The sequence below is a fragment of the Enterobacter cloacae complex sp. 2022EL-00981 genome, from assembly GCF_028737495.1.
GTDB lineage: Bacteria > Pseudomonadota > Gammaproteobacteria > Enterobacterales > Enterobacteriaceae > Enterobacter > Enterobacter cloacae.
Genome location: NZ_JAQZRK010000003.1, coordinates 268,244 through 291,118, shown reverse-complemented (window position 1 = coordinate 291,118; position 22,875 = coordinate 268,244). Strand labels below are relative to the sequence as shown.

19 protein-coding genes and 1 pseudogene are annotated in these 22,875 nt (G+C 53.6%); 7 read left to right on the top strand and 13 right to left on the bottom strand.

The genetic code is table 11. The features are described from left to right. The 7 genes from PUZ33_RS04975 to PUZ33_RS04945 form a co-directional block, all read right to left on the bottom strand. The coding region (locus PUZ33_RS04975; protein ID WP_304481747.1) for an IS1 family transposase at positions 1 to 91 on the bottom strand (91 nt) is incomplete at its 3' end. Positions 92 to 256: 165 nt separating this feature from the next. Continuing rightward, positions 257 to 1,390, bottom strand: a complete 1,134-nt coding sequence (locus PUZ33_RS04970) for a glutathione-independent formaldehyde dehydrogenase (RefSeq protein WP_017384068.1) — start codon at positions 1,388 to 1,390, stop codon at positions 257 to 259. Positions 1,391 to 1,741: 351 nt separating this feature from the next. After that, a protein-coding gene (locus PUZ33_RS04965) for an IS3 family transposase (RefSeq protein WP_201405648.1) occupies positions 1,742 to 2,877 on the bottom strand; the annotation gives its coding sequence in 2 pieces (ribosomal slippage) (positions 1,742 to 2,631 and positions 2,631 to 2,877; 1,137 coding nt in all). A 126-nt stretch (positions 2,878 to 3,003) separates the two neighbouring features. After that, positions 3,004 to 3,432, bottom strand: a complete 429-nt coding sequence (locus PUZ33_RS04960) for a hypothetical protein (RefSeq protein ID WP_017384060.1) — start codon at positions 3,430 to 3,432, stop codon at positions 3,004 to 3,006. A 3-nt stretch (positions 3,433 to 3,435) separates the two neighbouring features. Beyond that, positions 3,436 to 5,553 carry a hypothetical protein gene (locus PUZ33_RS04955; protein ID WP_017384059.1) on the bottom strand — a complete coding sequence of 706 codons (2,118 nt, stop codon included), beginning with the start codon at positions 5,551 to 5,553 and terminating at the stop codon, positions 3,436 to 3,438. After that, positions 5,541 to 7,307, bottom strand: coding sequence for a hypothetical protein (locus PUZ33_RS04950; RefSeq protein ID WP_007897920.1), 1,767 nt, complete (start codon positions 7,305 to 7,307; stop codon positions 5,541 to 5,543). Before PUZ33_RS04950 ends, PUZ33_RS04955 begins: the two co-directional genes overlap by 13 nt. Beyond that, positions 7,294 to 8,541, bottom strand: coding sequence for a tyrosine-type recombinase/integrase (locus tag PUZ33_RS04945; RefSeq protein ID WP_007897923.1), 1,248 nt, complete (start codon positions 8,539 to 8,541; stop codon positions 7,294 to 7,296). The genes PUZ33_RS04950 and PUZ33_RS04945 overlap by 14 nt, the downstream gene beginning before the upstream one ends. 613 nt (positions 8,542 to 9,154) lie before the next feature. Between PUZ33_RS04945 and PUZ33_RS04940 the strand changes: the two genes are divergently transcribed. Then, on the top strand, positions 9,155 to 9,790 hold the full coding sequence (locus PUZ33_RS04940; RefSeq protein WP_012477419.1) for a hypothetical protein: 636 nt from the start codon (positions 9,155 to 9,157) through the stop codon (positions 9,788 to 9,790). A 135-nt stretch (positions 9,791 to 9,925) separates the two neighbouring features. Here the strand turns inward: PUZ33_RS04940 and PUZ33_RS04935 are convergent. Continuing rightward, positions 9,926 to 11,101: pseudogene (locus PUZ33_RS04935) on the bottom strand (YgiQ family radical SAM protein); the annotation flags it as partial. Positions 11,102 to 11,301: 200 nt separating this feature from the next. Between PUZ33_RS04935 and PUZ33_RS04930 the strand changes: the two are divergent. Further along, on the top strand, positions 11,302 to 12,777 hold the full coding sequence (locus PUZ33_RS04930) for a TrkH family potassium uptake protein (protein ID WP_013098720.1): 1,476 nt from the start codon (positions 11,302 to 11,304) through the stop codon (positions 12,775 to 12,777). 30 nt (positions 12,778 to 12,807) lie between these two features. Here PUZ33_RS04930 and ftsP read toward each other — a convergent pair whose 3' ends face one another. The 4 genes from ftsP to PUZ33_RS04910 all read right to left on the bottom strand — a co-directional run bounded on the left by ftsP (position 12,808) and on the right by PUZ33_RS04910 (position 17,960). Further along, positions 12,808 to 14,220: a cell division protein FtsP gene (gene ftsP, locus PUZ33_RS04925; RefSeq protein WP_013098721.1), complete on the bottom strand. Its 1,413-nt coding sequence runs from the start codon at positions 14,218 to 14,220 to the stop codon at positions 12,808 to 12,810. A gap of 59 nt (positions 14,221 to 14,279) precedes the next feature. Beyond that, complete coding sequence (gene plsC / locus PUZ33_RS04920; RefSeq protein WP_013098722.1) at positions 14,280 to 15,017, bottom strand: 1-acylglycerol-3-phosphate O-acyltransferase; 738 nt, start codon at positions 15,015 to 15,017, stop codon at positions 14,280 to 14,282. 164 nt (positions 15,018 to 15,181) lie between these two features. Then, on the bottom strand, positions 15,182 to 17,440 hold the full coding sequence (parC, locus tag PUZ33_RS04915; RefSeq protein WP_274205302.1) for a DNA topoisomerase IV subunit A: 2,259 nt from the start codon (positions 17,438 to 17,440) through the stop codon (positions 15,182 to 15,184). 118 nt (positions 17,441 to 17,558) lie between these two features. Then, complete coding sequence (locus PUZ33_RS04910; RefSeq protein WP_020689494.1) at positions 17,559 to 17,960, bottom strand: YgiW/YdeI family stress tolerance OB fold protein; 402 nt, start codon at positions 17,958 to 17,960, stop codon at positions 17,559 to 17,561. A gap of 139 nt (positions 17,961 to 18,099) precedes the next feature. On the opposite strand from PUZ33_RS04910, the gene qseB reads away from it, so the two are divergent. The 5 genes from qseB to lysM all read left to right on the top strand — a co-directional run bounded on the left by qseB (position 18,100) and on the right by lysM (position 21,651). Continuing rightward, positions 18,100 to 18,759, top strand: a complete 660-nt coding sequence (gene qseB / locus PUZ33_RS04905; RefSeq protein WP_020689493.1) for a quorum sensing response regulator transcription factor QseB — start codon at positions 18,100 to 18,102, stop codon at positions 18,757 to 18,759. Beyond that, a complete protein-coding gene (gene qseC / locus PUZ33_RS04900; RefSeq protein WP_023621849.1) occupies positions 18,756 to 20,093 on the top strand; it encodes a quorum sensing histidine kinase QseC in 1,338 nt (445 codons plus the stop codon). Before qseB ends, qseC begins: the two co-directional genes overlap by 4 nt. 105 nt (positions 20,094 to 20,198) lie before the next feature. Beyond that, positions 20,199 to 20,780, top strand: coding sequence for an NAD(P)H-dependent oxidoreductase (locus PUZ33_RS04895; protein WP_013098727.1), 582 nt, complete (start codon positions 20,199 to 20,201; stop codon positions 20,778 to 20,780). Between the two features lie 30 nt (positions 20,781 to 20,810). After that, the gene (locus tag PUZ33_RS04890) at positions 20,811 to 21,125 is read left to right on the top strand and encodes a putative quinol monooxygenase (RefSeq protein WP_013098728.1); all 315 of its coding nucleotides are present in this window, start codon (positions 20,811 to 20,813) and stop codon (positions 21,123 to 21,125) included. An 85-nt stretch (positions 21,126 to 21,210) separates the two neighbouring features. Continuing rightward, complete coding sequence (lysM, locus tag PUZ33_RS04885) at positions 21,211 to 21,651, top strand: peptidoglycan-binding protein LysM (RefSeq protein WP_013098729.1); 441 nt, start codon at positions 21,211 to 21,213, stop codon at positions 21,649 to 21,651. Positions 21,652 to 21,681: 30 nt separating this feature from the next. Here lysM and PUZ33_RS04880 read toward each other — a convergent pair whose 3' ends face one another. Beyond that, entirely contained in the window at positions 21,682 to 22,869 is a 1,188-nt protein-coding gene (locus tag PUZ33_RS04880; protein ID WP_058680870.1) for a glycoside hydrolase family 88 protein, read from the bottom strand. Positions 22,870 to 22,875: the final 6 nt, after the last annotated feature.

The following is a 22,875-nucleotide window of genomic DNA, read 5'->3' as shown; positions in this document are numbered from 1 at the left end:
GATAGCGCTGATGTCCGGCGGTGCTTTTGCCGTTACGCACCACCCCGTCAGTAGCTGAACAGGAGGGACAGCTGATAGAAACAGAAGCCACTGGAGCACCTCAAAAACACCATCATACACTAAATCAGTAAGTTGGCAGCATCACCTGGCAGCTGAAAGTATGAATAATAACGCCCTGACAGGATATTTTATTGCACCCTGTCAAAAGTCATACATTCTTTCCCGGTTTTTGCTTTCTCATACCGGATAACTCTATTTAAGGCTTAAGGATAACCTTCGTCCATCCTTCATCCCGCTCATCGAAGTGCTTATATCCGGCAGGAGCCTCTTCAAGCGAAAGACGATGAGAAATTATTTTGCCCGGACTGGCTTTATCGTGATGGATGAGGCGAGACAGCTGACGGTTATAGGCCTTAACGTTCGCCTGGCCGGTACGGATTGCCTGTCCTTTAAACCAGAAACTCCCAAAATCAAATGGCATCTTACCCTCTCTGGCAAGCTCCGATTCAGCCCCCGGATCCTGAGGAATAAAGACGCCAACCACACCAATTCCCCCGGTTGCTTTCGTCGACGCAACAAGACTGTTCATGGTGACAGAGTTATCTTCATGGCCATGTTTGTTACAGCACTGATAGCCAACACATTCGCAGCCACAATCCGTACCGCGTCCATCCGTCAGGTCGAGAATTTTTTGTACAGCTTCATCGCCAGTAGCATTGATGCCCGTCGCCCCCATTTTTTCAGCCAGAGCCAACCGGTCTGTGTGCGTATCAACCACAAACACCTGTGAAGCACCTTTAATGATCGCCGAATGAGCTGCCATCAAACCGACCGGCCCCGCGCCATAAATGGCCACGCTTTCACCAGGCTTCAATCCGGCAAGTTCTGTTGCATGCCAGCCGGTAGGAAAAATGTCAGAGAGCATCACATAATCATCTTCTTTTTCTGCCGCATCAGGGGGAAGAACAAGGCAGTTAAAGTCGGCAAATGGCACCCGAAGCAGTTCCGCCTGCCCCCCCTCCCAGGGACCCATTTCAGCAAAACCATAAGCTGCGCCTGCCGAACCCGGATTGGTAGTGAGACAAAAGCCGGTCAGACCTTTTTCACAGTTTTCGCAAAAACCACATCCCACGTTAAACGGCAGACAAACATAGTCGCCCACCTTAATACGTTCAACGCCTGAGCCAATTTCGACCACTTCACCCAGGTTTTCGTGACCCAGAATCCGTCCCTGTTCAAAGCTGGTCCGGCCCTCATACATGTGCAAGTCCGACCCACAAATGTTGGTGGTGGTGATGCGGACGAGTACATCCGTGGGGCGGACAATTTTCGCATCCGGTACGTCTTTTACTTTTACATCATAAGGACCGTTGTAAATTACTGCTTTCATGATCTTCTCCTTCTTGCGTGCGGAAAGGAAATGCTGCCCGGCGGATTGGGGTATCAATCGAGTTTAGCTGCCATAACAGATCTCGCGATCGGCGAAAGGACGATTAGGATGTTTCTTAACTAAGTGCATTGAAGTCTGTAAGACAGGTACTTACCGATGAAGGCTGCCTGGAAAACGTAAAAACATCACACGTTAATCCGGTTTTTTTAAGCAGGCAGGGGATTACGGACAGCTTTGAGCGAGAAGCGGATAAAGTAAATCTATCTCATTTCTGCATTGTGCCAGAAGTAGACATAGGTGAATTAGGTAACCCTAGTGGACTGACCCCACGCCCGTAGACAAATTCTGTCCTCACGATGAGGCCTGTTCGAAGGCCTCCGGACTGAGGCCGCCGAGGTGACTGTGGCGCCGGGCCCGGTTGTAGAACACTTCAATGTAATCGAAGATATCGGCCCGGGCCAGATCCCGGGTTTTATAGATGCGTTTTCTGATCCGCTCTTTTTTCAGCGAACTGAAGAACGATTCGGCCACCGCATTATCCCAGCAGTTGCCACGCCTGCTCATGCTCGGGGCCAGGTTATTAGCCCGGCAGAAGCGCTGCCAGTCGTCACTGCCGTACTGGCTGCCCTGGTCTGAGTGCACGATGACCTCGCCGTCCGGTTTTCGCCGCCAGACGGCCATCATCAGCGCGTCGAGTGCCAGTTCGCGTGAGAGAGTGGGCTTCATCGACCAGCCGACCACATTACGGGCGAAGAGATCGATAACCACCGCCAGATACAGCCAGCCCTGCCAGGTGCGGATATAAGTAATATCTGTGACCCAGACCTGATTGGCCCGGACAACAGTAAACTGCCGTTGCACGCGATTAGGGGCAACCACTGAAGGCCGGCCGGCGATACGACGCGGCGCTTTATAGCCGCGTACGGCTTTGATCCGGTTTTGTTGCATAATACGACCCACCCGGTTTTTGCCGCAGGTTTCCCCGATTTCGTTCAGGTCGCCATGAACCCGCCGGTAACCGTATACGCCTCCGCTCAGTGAATATGAGTCGCGGATAAGCATCAGCAGACGCTGGTTATCTTTATCACGCGCCGAGACCGGGTTGTGCAGCCACGCATAGAACCCGGCCCGGGCGACATTCAGTACCCGACACATCGTCATCACACCCCATACAGTGCGGTGTTCATTGATAAAGCGGTACTTCAGTCGGGCTCCCTTGCAAAGTACCGCGCGGCCTTTTTCAGGATATCCCGTTCTTCTTCGGTGCGTTTTAGCTGCGCCCGGAGTTTCAGGATCTCGCTTTTGGCTTCCAGTAAATCCCGGGCATGCTGTTCGCTGTTATCAGGTTTGATAGCCCGTAGCCACTTGTAGAGGCTGTGTGCAGAAACGCCCAGACGGTCGGATACTTCGGCAACGGAATAACCGCGTTCTGTTATCTGACGGACGGCTTCTTCCTTAAATTCAGGTGTAAATCGTGGTGTGCCCATACGCTCCTCCTATGCTCAAACTATAGGGCAGGATCGTCTACCGGGGCGGGGTCAGTCCATAAATGACTCTGAGGTGTCTGTTAAACGCGTGGCGATTCACCTCGCGTCCTTCCGTTCAGTATAGCCTCAGTCCCTGACACCACCCGAGAACGGAATGACGTCCCCTTTCTCCCTCCCGGTGTTGCGTTCAAGCTCCCTGACATACTGCTGTAAAAGTATAAGGTTATGTAACAGCTCTACATTTTCAGCCATCATCTTTTTGATTTCTTCCCTCAGCTCATTTCTCTGACGGCGATACTTTTCTTTCAGCTTGATCTGCTGCTCAATGCCCTGCTCATCAACCGGCGCGGTGCCCTGGCACGTTTTTTTCAGACTGCGGATAGCCTCCCTGACCTGCCTGTACTCAGGACAGTTATAATTCAGGGTGCCGTTTGCCAGCCCCGCTCGTTTTTCCACAGCATACTGGCTGATACGCTCCCCTGATAACATCAGTTCCCTCAGGGCCTGCTCTGCTCTTGCCTGTGTTTTTTTAACCCCCGACTGTTCGTTCGTCATGCTCTATTCATCCTTTTCAAAAAAGCGGACAGCATCTGCATAAAAATCTCTCTCAAGCATCAGAAAATCCCTGTCAGCCTGAGGAGCATTATTTCGCACGGCAATCTCCAGAAGGTTGTCATAATGAGCCATCCTGCGTTTCCACACGGGAACAGAATCAGCTCCGGCCAGCATGTTCTCACATCCCGGATTGCAGGACGCTGACTGAACAACCGCCTTAAACTCGCAGTCATGGCCATTCATGCAATAAAAACCGTTTCCAAGAGATACCAGTTTTTGCCCGCCTCGTTTAGCCATGCTCATCGCTTTTTTCAGTGTAGGAAACGTCATCTGATGTAAGTGCCCACCTCTCTGGGACATCAGTAACTTCCCGCCTTCGCCATAAAGCAGGCCTTCATGCTGATAAGAAACAGCCCTGGAAGCTGAGAGTTCGGTATCAACCCTTTCAATCTCGGCAGCGAATGCCTGAGGGATCGCCCGGCTAAAATGCGAAGCGTTGAGTGCACCGGACATATACCACTCCGTCATGCCTCTGATTAAGTGCTTAAACTGCCGGATAAGATCATTAGTAGAAATCAGATCAAGACGCCTGAGGTGTACAGCAAGTGAACGGCGAAACTGATGGGTTCGCAATGGCCAGAAAGCCCCCTCCCGAATCTCCATCGCAACGCGTTCATCATCACGTATGTTTGGATTTAAAAGCCTGAACTCATCAATATGGTCACGTCGGATGAACAGATGGTGTCTTTTCACAAATTTCTTTGCCCACTCAGTCTGGCGCTGCGTCCCCATAAAAGAGAGTTTTTGCTCCGAGAACCACGACCTGATATTTAAAGACAATGGAACATTGTCCAGCGTCTTCCCGTCCAGGCCTGTCATGATTTGATTAATTCTGCGTAAATGCTGAAAAGGCTTTTCCACATAGCGACAAACAACCCAGTCTTCGTGACTTCCACCTTCCGGGGCGAACTTATGCAACACCGAACGAAGTCCCAGGATATCACCATCATAAATCAGTGAACCGTGCATCACGCCAAGCACTTCGCTGTGTCTCATCCCCGACATGGCCTGTATCACATTCATGACTTTTAACGTCAGCTCAAAATGCCAGGTGTTCAGCTTTATGTGATCAACGCCAATAAAATCAGATCTCCAGCGCTTATTTTTATGTACCGAGAACCAGCCCTGCATCCCGGGGCCAAGTGTCGCGAAAAGCGCCCGAATTTCCCCGGCAACAATATTGTAGTAATACGCGGCCCGGTAATCCGGTATGCTTTTTGCTGTCCCTCTTTTACGGGCTTCCAGCATCGACGTATAGTAAGGCGAATCATAAAAACCGTTTATGATAGCGCACAGCCGGGAAAACCCGTCAAAATCGAAATCACTGATTTCAGCATCCAGTTCAGTAATCAGCCCTTCCCAGACAGACATCATAAGACTGAAAGGCATACAATATGTCTGGTTTGAATCATCCACACTGTTGTAACTGTCGAAGCTAATATCAGGAAAGTAACCGTATTTTCGAAGACGGGTATGACCTGTCAGCGAGATATCCGCCAGGTCCATAAAGTAATTACGTAATGTTCTTTCAGAACGCTTCCTGCCGTGCTCATCCTCCTCCTTCATCTTTACAATGAAAGCATTCCGGACAAGCGGAAAACGAAGCTGAAACAGACTGCGATACCCCATAGACTCAATAATACGGGCTCCCGCCACAATGTTTGCACATTTCCGGATCAGTGACTGCGTCTTCGCGGTCCTGCCGACAATCCAGAGCAGGCTGGCTGAGATGATTTTGGCTTCAAGACGCAGTTCAGGATCCCGTATGCCTGAAAAATTAACGGTTCTTAACGTTTCACCAATATGGGTTCTGACATAGCGATTGGTCCAGACATCATCCCTGAAATAAATATTCAGCGTCTCCTCATTGATAAAACGCATATCATGTTCATCTGAGCTGGCGATAACCAGGCAGTTATTCAGACGTTCAAAGCTTTTGTTTTCTAGTGCCTCACAGATGATATCCTCAGTCGGAAACTCATCCCCTGAACGAAGCGGCGTTCCGGCAGGAAACTCCGCCATTCGACTACGGCTTACCTCTTTTTTCTTCAAATCTGCCATACCGGAGCCACACCTTCTCGCTGAAGTTTAACGCGCGCTTTTTTCAGGGTCGCCTCATCTACCAGCCCAAGCCGTAAATCAATCTTCAGGAGTAACGTTTCATAACGCTCCACAGCATTGACCGAACCGATGTACAACGGTTTTCCATACTCGATAGCATGCCTGAATGACAGCAGGAGCCATACAGACTCCAGCGTTTCCACAACGCAACTTTTTGAACATTCGACACAATGAGAAAAATCCGCACAAGCCTTTGGTGTCCGGCCAAATCGTTTTTGCTTTTTTATAAAGCGCAATTCAATATCTGTAGGCGGCTCCTGCGATCGACATCCCAGGCCATTCAATAAAAGATCCACACCCTCATCGCTTCCACGCAGATCGATCCCCAGCTCATCAGCAACTTTTACCCGCTCGGATAACGCACGTGTCGCAATCCCCTGATTCATAAGCGTATCAAGTGCAGCACTGAAGTTTTCCTTCGCCCCCTGTGGGTTACCTGCAGCATAATTCCGCCTGTAAGTGCCCCAGTTATGCTGTGCTTTTTCCGCCGTAATCAGACCATTCTTTAATGTTCTGTCCGTATACTGCTCAGACGTTTTGCGCAAGCCAGAAACGGTAATTGATGGAAGCGAGGGATTAAGCTGCCGCATCGTGGCCCACGCCCCCTCAGAGTTAGAAAATTTAGTCAGATGACTGGGATTAAGAGAATAAAGCTTACGGAATTTCACCTGCGGCTCACTCAGAAACAGCGCCTGTACCGGAGGGAAGTTATCTGCGGAAACCAGATAGTTAACGATGTCGTCCCTGAGCCTGATAAAAGACAGAAACCAGTAATAGCCCGCACGTTTGGTCACATACTCCGATTTACCTATCGTCAGACGTATATACTTATTCGCTCTCCCCTTATAAACATAATCAGTGCTGATACCCTTTTCATCCAGATGTATATCATCCCGCGTCAGACCCAGAACCTGAGAGGTGTTTCCCCATGTGTGGTAACAGAACAGAAAAAAAGAAGTAAGAAAGTAATTTTCCAGAACGTCCCTGATGATGATCTCTGCCCTGCTGACCCCGTTCTCTCCCGGATACCGGAAATACGCTTCATAAACAGGTGCCAGCAAAGACGGTGAGAAATGCCGCACCCCTTTTTCCGATTTAGCGATATGCTCCCGGATACATCCCGCAAGGAACTCATTCATGGATGACAACTGCCTCAGGATCTCGGAAAGTTCATTCCTGGTATAGCTATCCCTTCCCTGCTGCTGATACGTTCCTTTCGGTAAGAATTCATATTCATACCGCCTCTGAATCTGCCCGCCCGTAAGCAAAAACCGGTTGACCACGGACAAGTAGTGTCTTGCCATCCTGACTGAAATTTTTCGCCGACGAATATCGTTCATGAGATGTTTAATATACATTTCAACGCCTTCAGCCGTGCCATAGTCATACTGATTGACTGACTGCCATATAAAAAACATATTGAGATAACGGAAAATGGTTAACCTTCCGGCGGGACGGTAAGACAGAAGAAATCGTTTCAGAGAGGCAATAAAATCGCGTTTTTCAGGGCGGGCAAGATGCGAATGTTCACTAAACCATCCGGGGAGCAACACATAATCTGAAAAATGAGCCTGAAGATAAACGTCAAGTAAATAATATCGGTTCAGATCCCGCTGAGTGATGTGTCCGCTGACCGTCTCCCATGACAGCACATTTTCGGCCATCCACGTTATCTGCGTTTCACTCCGGCTCATATATGGCTCCATCGCGACCTGCAGCACCGTCAATCAATGCGTCCATGACCCCGGCGACTGCATCAGAAATCTGGTTTTGCTGAAGAAAGACGATGTATTTCATCGTCGTATTTTCGCTTTTATGGCCCATCCAGTATTTTACTGTACCCAGCGCATTTGCGGCCTGATCGGGATAGCAACTCAGTGCCGAGCGTAAAAAATGGGTCGCAAACGTTGCCCGCAAATCATGGGGTTTATGTCTGAACACATTTCCCGGAGCAGACCGGGCCAGGCGATGGCGAAAACTGTACCAGCGGGAGTAAAAGGCTTTTTCAGACATCCGTTTCCCGTTTGCCATTAAAAATAAAGGCTCGTGCCGCCCTTCCCCACCCTGTCGTGCACGCCATTTTTGGATCTTCTTTTCATACTCCTCATCCGCCAGATAATCCAGAACCTGCTCGTACAATCGTCTGGTGATGAAGAGTTCTCGCGTCATCCCAAACTTCGTATGAACTCCGCATCTCGGACCAATATGAAGCCCCCTGATGGTCAACTCAGATACAGGGACACTGGCAAGGTACTCTTCAGTAAAGAGTGACGACGGCAGGGTCAGCATTTCATCCAGCCGTAGCCCACAATTTTTCATCAGCACAATCATTAAACTGAACAACCCGGACTCAGATTTCAGTGCCTCATCCAGGATATGAACCTCTGCATCATTCAGTGGGTTGATTGTCCTTTTTGTTGTGCTGGTTATCCTGATGGCAAGATCCGAACTTATCACCTTGCGTCGCCCGTCAACGACTTTTTCGACCAACGTAAAAAATGAGCTGGCAGCCAGCTCACCACACTTGCCCAGAAATACGTAAAACCGTCGGATAACGCTGATGTACACCGCCGCGGTGGATGAGGCGATGCGCCCCTGCCTTACGGCCCCCAGAAGATACTCCCTGAAGCCATATGTAGGGCTTTGGTATTTCAACGTTCCCGGGGTGAAAGGGTCAAGTCCGTTATCCTCCAGCCACCTTATCCAGCGTAAAAATGCCCGGGCTAAAGGCTTTAAATCCCTGGCCTGCAGGATAGCTTTATCCATAAGATAAAAGTGTACATATCGGCTCAGTTTTCGATTCTGGATGCCGCTAATATAAGGTATTTCAGCATACAGAAATCCGGGTTCAAATTTCAGTTTCGGCTCTGTTGCATCCAGTTTGCTGACACGCCCATAACGCGCATGAATGTTAGTGATTATCCTCACAGTCTGTCGCCCTGAAACGCCACCTCATGCCTACACTATAAATCCGGAAGAAGAAAAAACAAACAACCAGGTTGCCGGGAGTGAATATGCAAATCAGGAGGAAAGTAAAAGATGTAACGACACCATCACGATGCAATACATTGACCTCAACACGTTACCCGGACCATACGTGATAAACATCACAAATCCTTTGAGTGAAGAACTTAAGATGTGATTTTCATTTCCCGGCACAAACCGTGCCCTTAAAAAACAGGCAACGGATACATCTTAATGCCAGAAGTAAACCTTAATTGATTGAATACAGCCTGAGTCCATTGCAAAAATAACACACAGGGTAAATTCGCATATACAGAACCCAACGAAAAGCAAAAGAAACCTGTAACACATTTCGTTTACCTGTCACTTTCAATTGTAAAAGCCAGCAGAAAAAGCGCATATAACTATATTTATCCCTGCGGGGACTTTTGTTTGTGCTATATATTTTTTACAGAGAACCGCAACGCGTCCAAACACAAGAATATATTTACCTCTGGAAAATGGTCTGACTCCCTTTCACGTGGTTGTAGTGACCTGTTCTGTGATTCATGTAATGTCTTTTCTGGATGAGGAAAATATGTCATCACTGATATTTTATACAGACGAAGCACAAGCACTGATTGTAACAGATACCCTTGCCGTCACCGATAATGGGGAGCCGTTATCTTTTGTTTCCAAAGCAGGTTACATCCCCCAGCTAAGAACCATCATAGCAGGAACGGGGGCAGGTGGATTTTCTAACACCTGGTTGCTTGAAGCATCAACCAGAATGGTCGTATCAGGTATACAAAATCTCAATTATCATACATCGGCCTGTCTAAGGAGGCTGTGGAAACAATACAAGCATGACCATGCAATTCCCTCTTCTTCAACGGTGACAACCAGTGTTTATCAGTTCGCAATTTGCGAGGAAACAGGAAATATCGTTTCGTTCGCCTATCGCTCAGTCCATGATTTCGAATCAGAGCAATTACAATACGGAACAGGAGTAAAACCTGAGTGCCAAATCTTGGATGGGGATTTGTTGCAGACAATTCCTGTAATGATGAATGAACAAAGGGCTATACAGGCGACATACCCACACCCGGAACGGATCCATATTGGCGGTGAGATGATTGCGCATTATCTGACATCATCTATGTATCAATGCTTTAAGATTGGGGAATTTGAGGATTTCAGAACTCAGGGAGAGTATATATTGAGCAGGATTTAGGCAAAACGCGGTTCAGATAAAGTGCTTTTAACAGGCTTGCTGAACATTAAAAGGATATCTCTCAATTACGATGAATAGCTTGAATTCTAAAAATAGAAAAGTAGAGTTTAACTCTAAATACATAAAAACAAGAGTAAAGGAACAGCCGCCGAAGCAGCCGCGCATGATGTTGATCGAGAAGCGGATCATCTCATACGCCGGGATACGGGCGTTGCCGTACGCCGGGTGCGGCACGCGTTTGTACGGCAGCGCAAAGACGCTGTCCATCTCTTCGGTGGAGAGCGGGATCGCCGGTGGGTTGATCCAGATAAAACGCTCGCCGTGCTTCTGCATCAACGCACGCGCACAGCCGGGGTTGGTTTCATGGTGCAGAATACGGGACGCGTGGGCGTAGAGCACCTTATCGGCTTTCACCTTCTCGTAGGACGGCAGCAGCACATAGGTCTTTTCCCACGGTTTCGGGCGCGGCGGCTGCACGACGATAGCCTTCGCTTCCGCTTTCTTTGGCTCAACCGGTTTGTTATCGGCGCACGGCAGATCTTCGCCATACGGGTGCGGGATAGGATCGATTTTGCCCGGCATATCGATGATGCGGGAATCCACCCCGCGCCAGCCCGGCAGCGCTTCTTTCACCATGATGGCGGTGTTGCGCACGTCGCGGATGCTGCTCACCGGCTCGCCCTGCGACAGACGGTGCGCCACTTCTACCAGTGGACGCTCGCCGTTACCGTAAATCAGCATGTCGGCTTTGGAGTCCACCAGCACCGAGCGGCGCACGGTATCAGACCAGTAATCATAGTGCGCGGTACGACGCAGGCTCGCCTCGATGCCGCCCAGGATCACCGGCACATCTTTCCAGGCTTCTTTACAGCGCTGGGTGTAGACCAGCGTGGCGCGGTCAGGGCGTTTGCCCGCCACGTTATCCGGTGTGTACGCATCGTCATGGCGCAGCTTACGGTCGGCGGTATAGCGGTTGATCATCGAGTCCATGTTGCCGGCGGTCACGCCGAAGAACAGGTTCGGTTTACCCAGACGCATAAAGTCGTCTTTGCTGTTCCAGTCTGGCTGGGAGATGATCCCCACGCGGAAGCCCTGCGCTTCAAGCATGCGGCCGCAGATGGCCATACCGAAGCTCGGGTGGTCAACGTAGGCATCGCCCGTGACCAGAATGATATCGCAGCTATCCCAGCCCAGTTGGTCCATCTCTTCCCGGGACATCGGCAGGAACGGCGCCGGTCCAAAGCAGGCCGCCCAGTACTGGGGCCACGAGAAAAGGTCACGATCCGGCTGGATCAGGGAAATTGCGCTCATAATGCTTCCGAAGAAAAAATAGACAAAAGGAGCCGGATTATACGCTGTTCATCCGCCAGATTTGAAGAAAAGGATGCAAGAGGCAGACAGATATTCACAGAAGTCGTTAAAATACAGCGCCCTGATTATTTTGGCTCATAATATTCACTCAAACTTCCGGTGATTTTCCCCCGGAACAGGTTCTTGCGCGGAGTTCTGTTGTGAAGTTCAACGATTCGTTACATGTCTCCCAGCTGCGGGTTGTGCTTCATCTCTGCGGGTTTCTGGTTCTTCTGTACAGCCTGTCTATGCTGCCGCCGATGGTTATCGCTCTGCTGAATAAAGAGCGAACCTATTTTGCTTTTTTGACCACCTTTTTGACTTTTTTCAGCCTCGGCGGCCTGGCCTGGCGGGCAACCCGTCACGCCGGTATACAGCTACGCACCCGCGACGGATTCGTGATTATCGTCCTGTTCTGGCTGCTGTTCTCATTAATCAGCGCCATGCCGCTCTGGATGGACGATGGTCTGCAACTCTCCTTTGCTGACGCACTTTTTGAAGGCGTTTCCGGGATCACCACCACGGGCGCAACGGTGATCGGCGACGTCAGCGCCCTGCCCAAATCGTACCTCTATTATCGCGCGCAGCTCAATTTCATTGGCGGGCTGGGCGTCATCGTGCTGGCCGTCGCGGTCCTGCCGCTGCTGGGCATCGGTGGCATGAAGCTTTACCAGTCAGAAATGCCCGGCCCGTTTAAAGAGGAGCGTCTGACGCCCCGGCTCGCCGATACCGCACGCACCCTGTGGGTCACCTATCTGGCGCTGGGGATAACCTGCACGCTGGCGTACTGGCTGGCGGGGATGCCCTTTTTTGATGCCGTTTGTCACGGGCTCTCCACCGTATCCCTGGGCGGCTTTTCAACCCGCAGCGAGAGCATCGGTTTTTATGACAGCCACGCGATTGAGCTTGTCGCCGGCACCTTTTCGCTGCTTTCGGCGTTTAACTTTACCCTCTGGTATGTCGCCCTTGTCAGACGCACGCTGAAGCCGATTCGCCGCAGCCCGGAGGTGAGATTCTTTCTGGCCGCTGCCGCGGTGCTTATCGCCATTACCGCCTGGCAGGTCTGGCACGCGGGAATGTATAACCCTCTCGACAGCCTGGTGCACGCCTTCTTCCTGGCAAGCTCAATGATGACCGATAACGGCCTTTCAACGGCCGATTACGCCCACTGGCCTGCCCACACTATATTCCTGCTGCTGAGCGCCAGCTTCTTTGGTGGCTGCGTGGGTTCGACCTGCGGTGGGATTAAGGCCCTGCGTTTTCTGATGATGTTCAAGCAGAGTATTCAGGAGATGAATCAGCTGGCGCATCCGCGGGCGCTGCTGACCATCAAGGTTGGCAACAGCGTGGTGAATGAGCGCGTCCTGCGTTCAGTATGGAGCTTCTTCTTTCTCTACGTGATGATCACAGGCTTTTTCGTCTGGGCGCTCAATCTGATGGGCTATGACCTGTTTACATCATTTGCGACGGTGGCTGCCTGTATCAACAATATGGGTCTGGGCTTTGGCGAAACGGCATCAACCTTCGGGACGTTAAAGGAAGAAGCCAAGCTGTTGATGTGCGCGGCGATGATCTTAGGACGTCTGGAAATTTATCCGGTGTTGATCCTGTGCTCGCGCTTTTTCTGGCGGGCATAACGCATTCCCGGCGCACCGGGAATGATGTGCTTACGGCGCCGGGTTAACCAGCATTTGCCCTACGGAGCCCCTGTCCATCATCTCCAGCGTCTGGCTGTGGAACAGGAACGGGAAGTGCGGCCAGGAAGGCTGGCCGTAGTAGACAAGCAGTTCAACCTGACCATCCACCCAGACGGTGTCTTTCCAGCCCCTGTCTTCCGGGAACGGCATCGCGCCGTTCACGTTGCGGATCAGGAATGACACACCTTCAATATGGAACGACTGCGGCATGTCGGAGCGAACGGTCCAGCGCTCCCAGGTGCCCTGCTGGGCGGTAATGTCGATACGGTTAACGTCCCACAGCGCGCCGTTGATGCCCGGGTCGTCGCCGAGGCTGATATCACGGCTGCGTACCGGCGAACCGCTCATGATCTCCTGCGGCAGCAGGCGCATGGGCAGGCTGTCGGTCACCAGCGGCAGCAGGCCGGTTGGGCGCAGGGTCAGCACCAGCGTGGAGACCAGAATGCTCGACGGCTCAAAGAAGCCACGAATGCGATCCACAATGCTCGCCGCTTCGCCGCAGGTCACCGAGACTTCATCGCCGTTGGTCATATCCACGAGGATTTCACGGCGTTCACCCGGGGCAAGCGCCAGCTGTTTAACGGACACCGGCGCCGGTAAAAAGCCCTGGTCGCCAGAGATCACATGCAGCGGGCGGCCATCGCTCATCTGCAACAGATAGCGGCGCGAGTTAGAGGCGTTCAGCAGACGCAGGCGAACCCAGCCGCGCGAGACTTCGACATACGGACTTTGCGCGCCGTTGACCAGCAGCGTGTCGCCAACAAAGCCACCGCTACCCGGCTCGCTGTATTCCGGTGTGCCAAAGTTATCCAGACGCTTGTCCTGGATAATGACCGGGAAATCATCCACGCCGTAGTGGTTTGGAATGGGCAGAGATTTACTGACTTCGTCTTCTATCAGCCACATCCCGGCCAGGCCGTTATAAACCTGCTGGGCAGTGCGGTTAGGGGTATTAGCGTGATACCACAGCGTCGCCGCGCTCTGACGGATTGGCAGTACGGGAGCCCAGTCGGCGTTAGGCGACATCATGCGCGCGGCCCCGCCAATCAACGGGCCGGGAACCTGCAACCCGCTGATGGTCATCGCCACATTTTCAGGCGTGCGGTTGCTGTAGATGAGCTTTACGTCATCGCCATTCCACACGCGGATGGTCGGCCCAAGGTAGCGCCCGTTAATGCCCCAGACCGGCGCGCGGGTTCCCTGGGTAAACGACCAGTGGCTTCGCTGTAGCGTCAGGAATAGCGGCTGCCCGCGACGGGATTCAATCAACGGCGGAATGGGCAGCGGCTGTTGCTGCCCGGCGGCGCTGGCTGTCAGCGGCATCGCACCCGCACAAAGGGCGATCCCTGAAGCCTGAATAAACTGACGCCGACTGAGTGACATATAAGCTCCATCTGAAACGACTAACAACGCGGGAATTCGTTTTCCCTTTTAACGCCGGATTAGATCTTCCCGGCGGCTTCTCTCTCTGCGACTTCTTTGTCGAGCTGAGCAATATGCTGAACCATCAGTTCACGGCAGTGCGCTGCCAGCTCGCGCACCTGATCTTTACCGTATTTGCTGGTATCAACCGGCGGCAGCATCTCGACAATCACCAGCCCGTTATTCAGGCGGTTAAGATTAATCTTATTCGATGTATTGGAAACACACACGGGAATAATTGGAACGCCCGCCGCAATTGCGGCATGAAACGCCCCAGTTTTAAACGGCAGCAGACCGCGACCGCGGCTGCGCGTGCCTTCCGGGAACATCCAGATAGAAATGCGGCGCTTTTTGAAGTGGTTCACCACTTCCGCAATGGTACCGTGCGCTTTTGCGCGGTTATTACGGTCAATCAGCAGGTTACCCGTCAGCCAGTAGAGCTGGCCGAAAAAGGGGATCCACAGCAGGCTCTTCTTACCCACCGTCACGGTCGGCGGCAGCACGATGTTAGAGGCAGTCACCATATCGTAGTTATTTTGATGGTTTGCGATATAGATGGCGTTACCAAAATTCTCTGCCCCTTCCGGCAGACGCTTTTCAACCTTCAGGCCAAACAGCGGCGCAAGACGACCAAACATGTGGCCGAAGGTGGCGACATGCTTCGGGTTACGCGGGCTGAACAGGCAATAAATGCAGCCGAAAACACAGACCAGAATGCAGTAGATAACGGTAAGAATAAGACGAACAATGTATAGCATAGCGACCTCTGAAGCCCTGACAGCTGACAATTATACTTCACCTGTGGCCAGGTAAGGACTTTATTACGAGCGCGTATTGTTAATCGCAACGCACGAATTAACAACGGTTTTACGGGAAATTTTATTGGATATCCCCCTCCGGAACAGAGGGGGATCGAAACGCGTTACTCTTCGCTGTCGCCCGCGCTGCTGCGTGCAGGAGAATCGATCTCCACGCGGTCGATACGCTGCAGGCCGCGCATCAGCGAACCGCGGCGTCCGCGCTCGCCGACCACCTTCTGCAACTCTTCCGGACGCAGCTTGATTTTACGCTTGCCGACATGAATGGTCAGCGTGCTCTGCGGCGGCAGAATGAAGAGATGCGCCAGGCCATCTTCACCTTTCGCGGCTTCCGCCGACAGGATGTTGATGATCTTATTGCCCTTCCCTTTTGACAACTCCGGCAGGTCGCTGACCGGGAACATCAGCATGCGCCCGGCAGATGTAATGGCCAGCAGCATGTCGCTCTCGTTCTCGACCACCAGCGGCGGCATAACGTGCGCGTTATCCGGCAGGCTGATCATGGCTTTACCGGCACGGTTACGTGACACGAGATCGTTAAAGGTACAGATAAAGCCGTAACCCGCATCAGAGGCCAACAGCAGTTTCTGGTCGTCGGCTTCCATCAGCATGTGGTCAACCGTCGCCCCAGGCGGCAGCGTCAGCTTGCCGGTCAGCGGTTCGCCCTGACCGCGCGCGGAAGGCAGCGTGATCGGATCGATGGCGTAACTGCGGCCCGTGGAGTCAATAAACGCCACCGGCTGGTTGCTCTTGCCTTTCACGGCCGCCTTGAAGCTGTCGCCCGCTTTGTAGCTCAGCCCCGGCGCATCGATATCATGGCCTTTGGCGCTACGCACCCAGCCGCTCTGGGACAGGACGATGGTGACCGGCTCTGAAGGCTGCATGTCATGCTCGTTCATCGCCTTCGCTTCTTCGCGCTCATGCAGCGGAGAACGGCGGTCGTCGCCGAAGGCATCGGCATCGGCCTGCAACTCTTTCTTCAGCAGGGTGTTCATTTTGCGTTCGGACGCAAGGATCGCCTGCAGCTGATCGCGCTCTTTTTCCAGCTCGTTCTGCTCACCGCGGATCTTCATCTCTTCCAGCTTAGCGAGATGGCGCAGCTTCAGTTCGAGGATCGCTTCAGCCTGGGTTTCACTGATACCAAAGCGCGACATTAACGCGGGCTTCGGCTCGTCCTCGGTACGGATGATCTCAATGACTTCATCGATATTGAGGAACGCGACCAGCAAACCTTCGAGGATATGCAGGCGCTTAAGCACTTTCTCCAGACGGTGGTTCAGACGACGGCGCACCGTATCGCGACGGAAGGTCAGCCATTCGGAGAGGATCTCCAGCAGGTTTTTCACCGCCGGGCGTCCGTCCAGACCGATCATGTTCAGGTTGATGCGGTAGCTTTTTTCCAGGTCGGTGGTGGCGAACAGGTGGTTCATCACCTGCTCCATGTCCACGCGGTTAGAGCGCGGCACGATCACCAGACGGGTTGGGTTTTCGTGGTCGGATTCATCGCGCAGGTCGTCCACCATCGGCAGCTTTTTATTGCGCATCTGGGAGGCGATCTGCTCCAGCACCTTGGCGCCAGAGACCTGATGCGGCAGCGCGGTGATCACCACGGCGCCGTCCTCTTTGGTCCACACGGCGCGCATGCGTACGGAGCCACGGCCGTTCTGGTAGATTTTGCGGATTTCCGCACGCGAGGTGATGATCTCAGCTTCGGTCGGGAAGTCCGGCCCCTGAACGATATCCAGCAGCTCGTCCAGCGAGGTTTTCGGCTGTTCAATCAGGGTGATGGCGGCTTTCGCCACTTCACGCAGGTTGTGTGGCGGGATGTCCGTCGCCATACCGACCGCGATACCGGTGGTGCCGTTCAGCAGGATATTCGGCAGACGCGCAGGCAGCATTTTCGGCTCCTGCAGCGTGCCGTCGAAGTTTGGCACCCAGTCCACCGTCCCCTGGCCGAGTTCGCCCAGCAGCACTTCGGCATATTTAGACAGGCGGGATTCGGTATAACGCATCGCCGCGAAGGATTTCGGATCGTCCGGTGCCCCCCAGTTGCCCTGACCGTCCACCAGCGGGTAACGATAAGAGAACGGCTGGGCCATCAGCACCATCGCTTCATAGCAGGCGCTGTCGCCGTGCGGATGGTATTTACCCAGTACGTCACCGACGGTACGGGCGGATTTCTTGAACTTGGCGGTGGCGTTCAGCCCCAGCTCGGACATCGCATAGACGATGCGACGCTGAACGGGCTTCAGGCCATCCCCGATAAACGGCAATGCCCTGTCCATGATGACGTACATGGAGTAGTTCAGGTAGGCGTTTTCCGTGAATTCATGTAGCGCGAGGCGCTCTGCCATATCGCTCATTACGTGTGATTCCTCAACTCAGAAACCGATGGGTTTCAGGCAATATTGCCGCAGATACTACCCTATCTGGCGAGTTGAGTCACAAAGAAAAAGGGCCGGATAAGCGGCCCTTTCTGGGTTATTTCGTCAGCTTGATAACCTGCTTCACATCGATTTCAAATTCGTTCCAGTCTTTATCGACCTTACCCTGCAGCTCGACTTTATCTTGCGGGGACACGGTCACACCGTTCCAGCGCTTATGATCAATCTCAACCACCACCGTGCCAGTCTCGTCGCGGAAGGTGTAGCGGTCATCGGACAGGCGTTCGGTGATGTTCCCACGCAGCTTCACCCAGGCGTCGTCCTTAAGGTCTTTGACTTTCGCGGCCGTGGTCAGGTTGGCGTTGTTATCAACAAAACCGCCTGCCTGCGTCTGAGTCTGGGGTTGGGTAGCTGATGGGCCCGTAAAACCGCCCTGAGCAGCGAAGACCGGTGCGGTGGTCATCATCATGATAGCAGCCATTGCAGCGAATTTTTTCATATTCATCTCTCCCTTTAATGTGGTGTCGCAATCCATTAAACAGGGTAATCCTTAACAACTTCTTAAGGGGAAAATTTATATTTTTTTACTGTACAGCAGGCGGATCCAGAGGGTTTACTGACGCCATCAAGGAGGGGATATGCGCATATTACTGGTAGAAGACGACAAGCTGATAGGTGATGGCATCAAAGCGGGCTTAAGCAAAATGGGCTTCAGCGTGGACTGGTTCACCGACGGAAAAACCGGCCAGGCGGCGCTCTGTTCTGCCCCTTACGATGCGGTAGTGCTTGACCTGACGCTACCGGAGATCGACGGTCTGGCGATCCTGCGCGCCTGGCGCGAAAGCGGGCGCAGCGAGCCGGTGCTTATCCTGACCGCGCGGGATGCGCTGAATCAGCGCGTCGAGGGGTTACGCCTGGGGGCCGATGATTATCTCTGCAAACCCTTCGCGCTGATCGAAGTGGCCGCCCGCCTTGAGGCGCTGGTGCGTCGCAGCCACGGTCAGACGCGCAGCGAGCTGCGTCATGGCAAAGTGACGCTCGACCCGACAAGCCTCGTCGCCACGCTGGAGGGGGAAACGCTGGCCCTCAAGCCCAAAGAGTTCGCCCTGCTGGAGTTACTGATGCGCAATGCGGGCCGCGTCCTGCCGCGTAAAGCGATCGAAGAGAAGCTCTATACGTGGGACGATGACGTCTCCAGTAACGCCGTGGAAGTTCACGTCCATCATCTGCGGCGTAAGCTGGGCAGCGAGTTTATCCGCACGGTTCATGGCATCGGCTATACCCTGGGTGACGCATGAAACTGAGCCTGAAACTCCGTCTGACGCTTCTTTTTCTGCTGCTGTCGCTGACGGCCTGGTTTGCCGCAAGCCTTGTCGCCTGGCAGCAGACGACCCACAAGCTCGATAAGCTGTTTGATACCCAGCAGATGCTGTTTGCTAAACGGCTGCTGACGATGGATCTGGATGAGATCCGCGCTCCGGAGCGGATGCGCGAGATCCCCAAAAAAGTGAAGCACGGTCGCCTGGACGACGATGCTCTGGCCTTCGCCATTTACGCTACCGACGGCACGATGATCCTCAATGACGGGGAAAACGGCCGCGACATCCCGTATCACTATCGCCGCGATGGGTTTGATGACGGCAGGCTCAAAGACGACAACGATGACTGGCGTTTCTTATGGCTGACCTCGCCGGACGGGAAGTACCGCGTGGTGGTCGGTCAGGAGTGGGAATACCGGCAGGAGATGGCGCTGGATGTGGTCAGCTCGCAGCTGACGCCGTGGCTGGTGGCGCTACCGGTGATGCTGCTGTTGCTGATTGTCCTGCTGAGCCGGGAGCTTAAGCCATTGAAAAAACTGGCTCAGACGTTGCGCCTGCGCTCGCCGGATGCCACCGACACCCTGCCGACACAGGGCGTGCCATCAGAAGTGCGCCCCCTTCTGGACTCCCTGAACCACCTCTTTACCCGAACCCAGGAGATGATGAGCCGCGAGCGCCGCTTTACCTCCGATGCCGCCCACGAATTACGTAGCCCGCTGGCGGCGCTGAAGGTGCAAACCGACGTGGCGCAACTCTCTCTGGACGACCCGCAGGCGCAGGAAAAAGCGCTCTCGCAGCTCCACGCGGGGATCGACCGGGCATCCCGGCTGGTGGATCAACTCCTCACTCTCTCGCGTCTGGACTCTCTGGAAAATCTCGACGATGTCGAACCGATAAAGATGGCCGATTTGCTGCAATCAGCGGTTCTGGACATCTGGCATCCGGCGCAGCAGGCGGGTATCGATGTTCGCCTGAACATCAACGCCCCGCAGGCTGAACGCACGGGTCAGCCGCTGCTGTTGAGCCTGCTGGTGCGTAACCTGCTGGATAACGCCGTGCGTTACAGCCCGCACGGCAGCGTGGTTGACGTTACGCTGGACGCCCGTTGCTTCTCCGTACGCGACAACGGACCGGGGATCGCCCCCGAGGCGTTGGCCCGTATTGGCGAGCGTTTTTATCGTCCACCCGGCCAGGATGCCACGGGCAGCGGGCTGGGGTTATCAATTGTAAAACGCATTGCTGCCCTGCACGGTATGCGCGTTTCACTGGATAATGCTGCGGAAGGCGGCGTTGATGTGAAGGTGTGCTGGTAAGGGATTATTGCATTTAACGCAAAAGACTTTGCACATTTTGCTCATTTTACCGTATCGCCCTCGCGCGTAGAATACTCGCCATACTCTCATCGACGAGGACAAATAATGAGCAACATTCTGATTATCAACGGTGCGAAAGAATTCGCCCACTCTAAAGGCCAGTTGAATGACACCCTGACCGAGGTCGCGGACGGCTTCCTGCGCGACGCCGGGCATGATGTTAAGGTTGTGCGCGCAGACAGCCATTACGACGTGAAAGCCGAAGTGCAGAACTTCCTGTGGGCTGACGTGGTTATCTGGCAGATGCCGGGCTGGTGGATGGGCGCACCGTGGACCGTGAAAAAATACATGGATGACGTGTTCACTGAGGGCCACGGTTCACTGTATGCCAGCGACGGCCGTACCCGTTCAGACGCGTCTAAAAAATATGGCTCTGGCGGCCTGATTCAGGGCAAGAAATATATGCTCTCCCTGACCTGGAACGCCCCGCTGGACGCGTTCACCGATAAAGATCAGTTCTTTGAAGGCGTAGGGGTAGACGGCGCATACCTGCCGTTCCACAAGGCTAACCAGTTCCTCGGCATGGACCCGCTGCCGACCTTTATCGTCAACGACGTGATTAAAATGCCTGACGTCCCGCGCTATATCGCAGAATATCGCAAGCATCTGGCTGAAATTTTTGCTTAACTGGTAACCTGGAATTAGAAGGAGTTAATTATGCTTACCGTTATTGCTGAAATCCGTACGCGTCCTGGCCAACATCACCGCCAGGCGGTGCTGGATCAGTTCGCGAAAATTATCCCAACCGTACTGCAAGAAGAAGGCTGCCACGGCTATGCGCCGATGGTTGACGCCGCAACCAACGCCAGCTTCCAGGCCACCGCGCCGGACTCCATCATCATGGTTGAGCAGTGGGAAACCGTGGCGCATCTCGAAGCGCACCTGCAGACAGCACACATGAAAGCGTGGAGCGATGCGGTAAAAGGTGACGTGCTGGAAACCCACATCCGTATTCTGGAGCAAGGGGTGTAAAACCTGCCTTCCCTCTCCTTTCGGAGAGGGAAATATCTCTGACCTGCTATGCTTATTCTGACTTCATGATTAACAGGAGGATGGAATGGGACTTTTTAACTTCGTAAAAGAAGCAGGCGAAAAGCTGTGGGACAACCTGACCGATCATAAAGGCCAGAGCGACAAAATCACCGAGCATCTCAAGAAACTCAACATTCCCGGCGCGGATAAAGTGCAGGTCAACGTTACCGACGGTAAAGCCAGCGTAACGGGCGACGGGCTGACCCAAGAGCAGAAAGAAAAAATCCAGGTCGCCGTCGGCAATATTGCGGGCGTCAGCGAGGTGGAAAACAACATCACCGCCACTGATGCCAAAGATGAAGCCACCTACTATACGGTGAAATCAGGCGACACCCTCAGCGCCATCTCCAAAACCGTGTACGGGGATGCCAACCAGTACAACAAGATTTTTGAGGCGAACCGCCCGATGCTCTCCAGCCCGGACAAGATTTATCCCGGCCAGACGCTGCGTATTCCTAAGGCGTAACCCACACGTCGGGGGCGCGCCCCCGACCTTTTACCAGTACGGCTTCCAGCTCTGGGTGAACCGCACCAGCGCCTCAACGTAGAAGTAATCGCCCCAGCTCGCACACTCATCCACGCCTTTGTTGCTCGCCAGGTGATAGACAGCGTGCTTAAGCAGCCCGTTCCCCTTCTCGTCTTTGCCCATCAGATAGTACTTTGTCAGTGACGACATAATCCCTTTAGCCCAGTCCAGATAACGTTCACGATCCGGATCCGTGACCGGCAACTGTTTTACCAGTTCCAGCAGCCCGCAGACGGCAATGGCCGCCGAGGAGGAATCCCGCAGCGCATCTGTCCCCAGCAGCGCCAGATCCCAGTGGCAGACATAATCCTCCGGCAGACGATTAAGAAAGTAGTTTGCCAGGCGTTTTGACAGCACAATCATCGTCTTATCGCCGGTATAGAGATAGCTCAGCATAAAACCGTAGATCCCCCACGCCTGCCCGCGGGACCAGCAGGAGTCGTCCGCGTATCCTTGCTGCGTGTTGCCGTAACGAGGCGCGCCGGTAACCACATCCATGTAGTAGGTGTGGAACGTCGAGGCATCTTCACGAATCAGGTACCTGGCGGCCTGCATCACGTGGGCTTTTGCGGCGTCAGCAAAGCGCACGTCGCCGGTTTGTTCCGTCGCCCAGTAGAGCAGCGGCAGATTCATGTTGCAGTCGATAATCATCCGCCCGGCCTGCTCCGGGTCTGACAGATCGCCCCAGGCCTGAATAATCTTCGCCTTCGGGTGAAAGCGCTCCAGCAGGGCTTCAGCCGCCAGCAGGGCGAACCCGCGCGCCTCGCGGTTGCCGGTCAGTCGCCAGGCCGCCACGCAGGAGAGCGTATACAGGAACCCCAAATCATGAGTGTTGGTATCATTACGCCCGGCGATGCGCAGGCCAAACGAGCGCACGTGTTTTTCAGCCATCTCGCGGAACGTTGTCTCACCGCTCATCTCCCACGCCAGCCATAGCTGACCGGTCCAGAAGCTGGTGGTCCACTCCACATTCTCCGTCAGCTGATAAACCCCGTTCTGGCAGGTTTCTGCCGGGAATCGGTCACCAAACGCCACCAAATGACGGCTAATCAGCTCAAGCACGTGGCTGCGGGCAGAGCTGAGTTCATCACGTAATGTCCGCGATTCAACGGGGACAGGAATAGCCTGCAGGTGTTCCTCTTTGATACGACTTAACATGTTTCG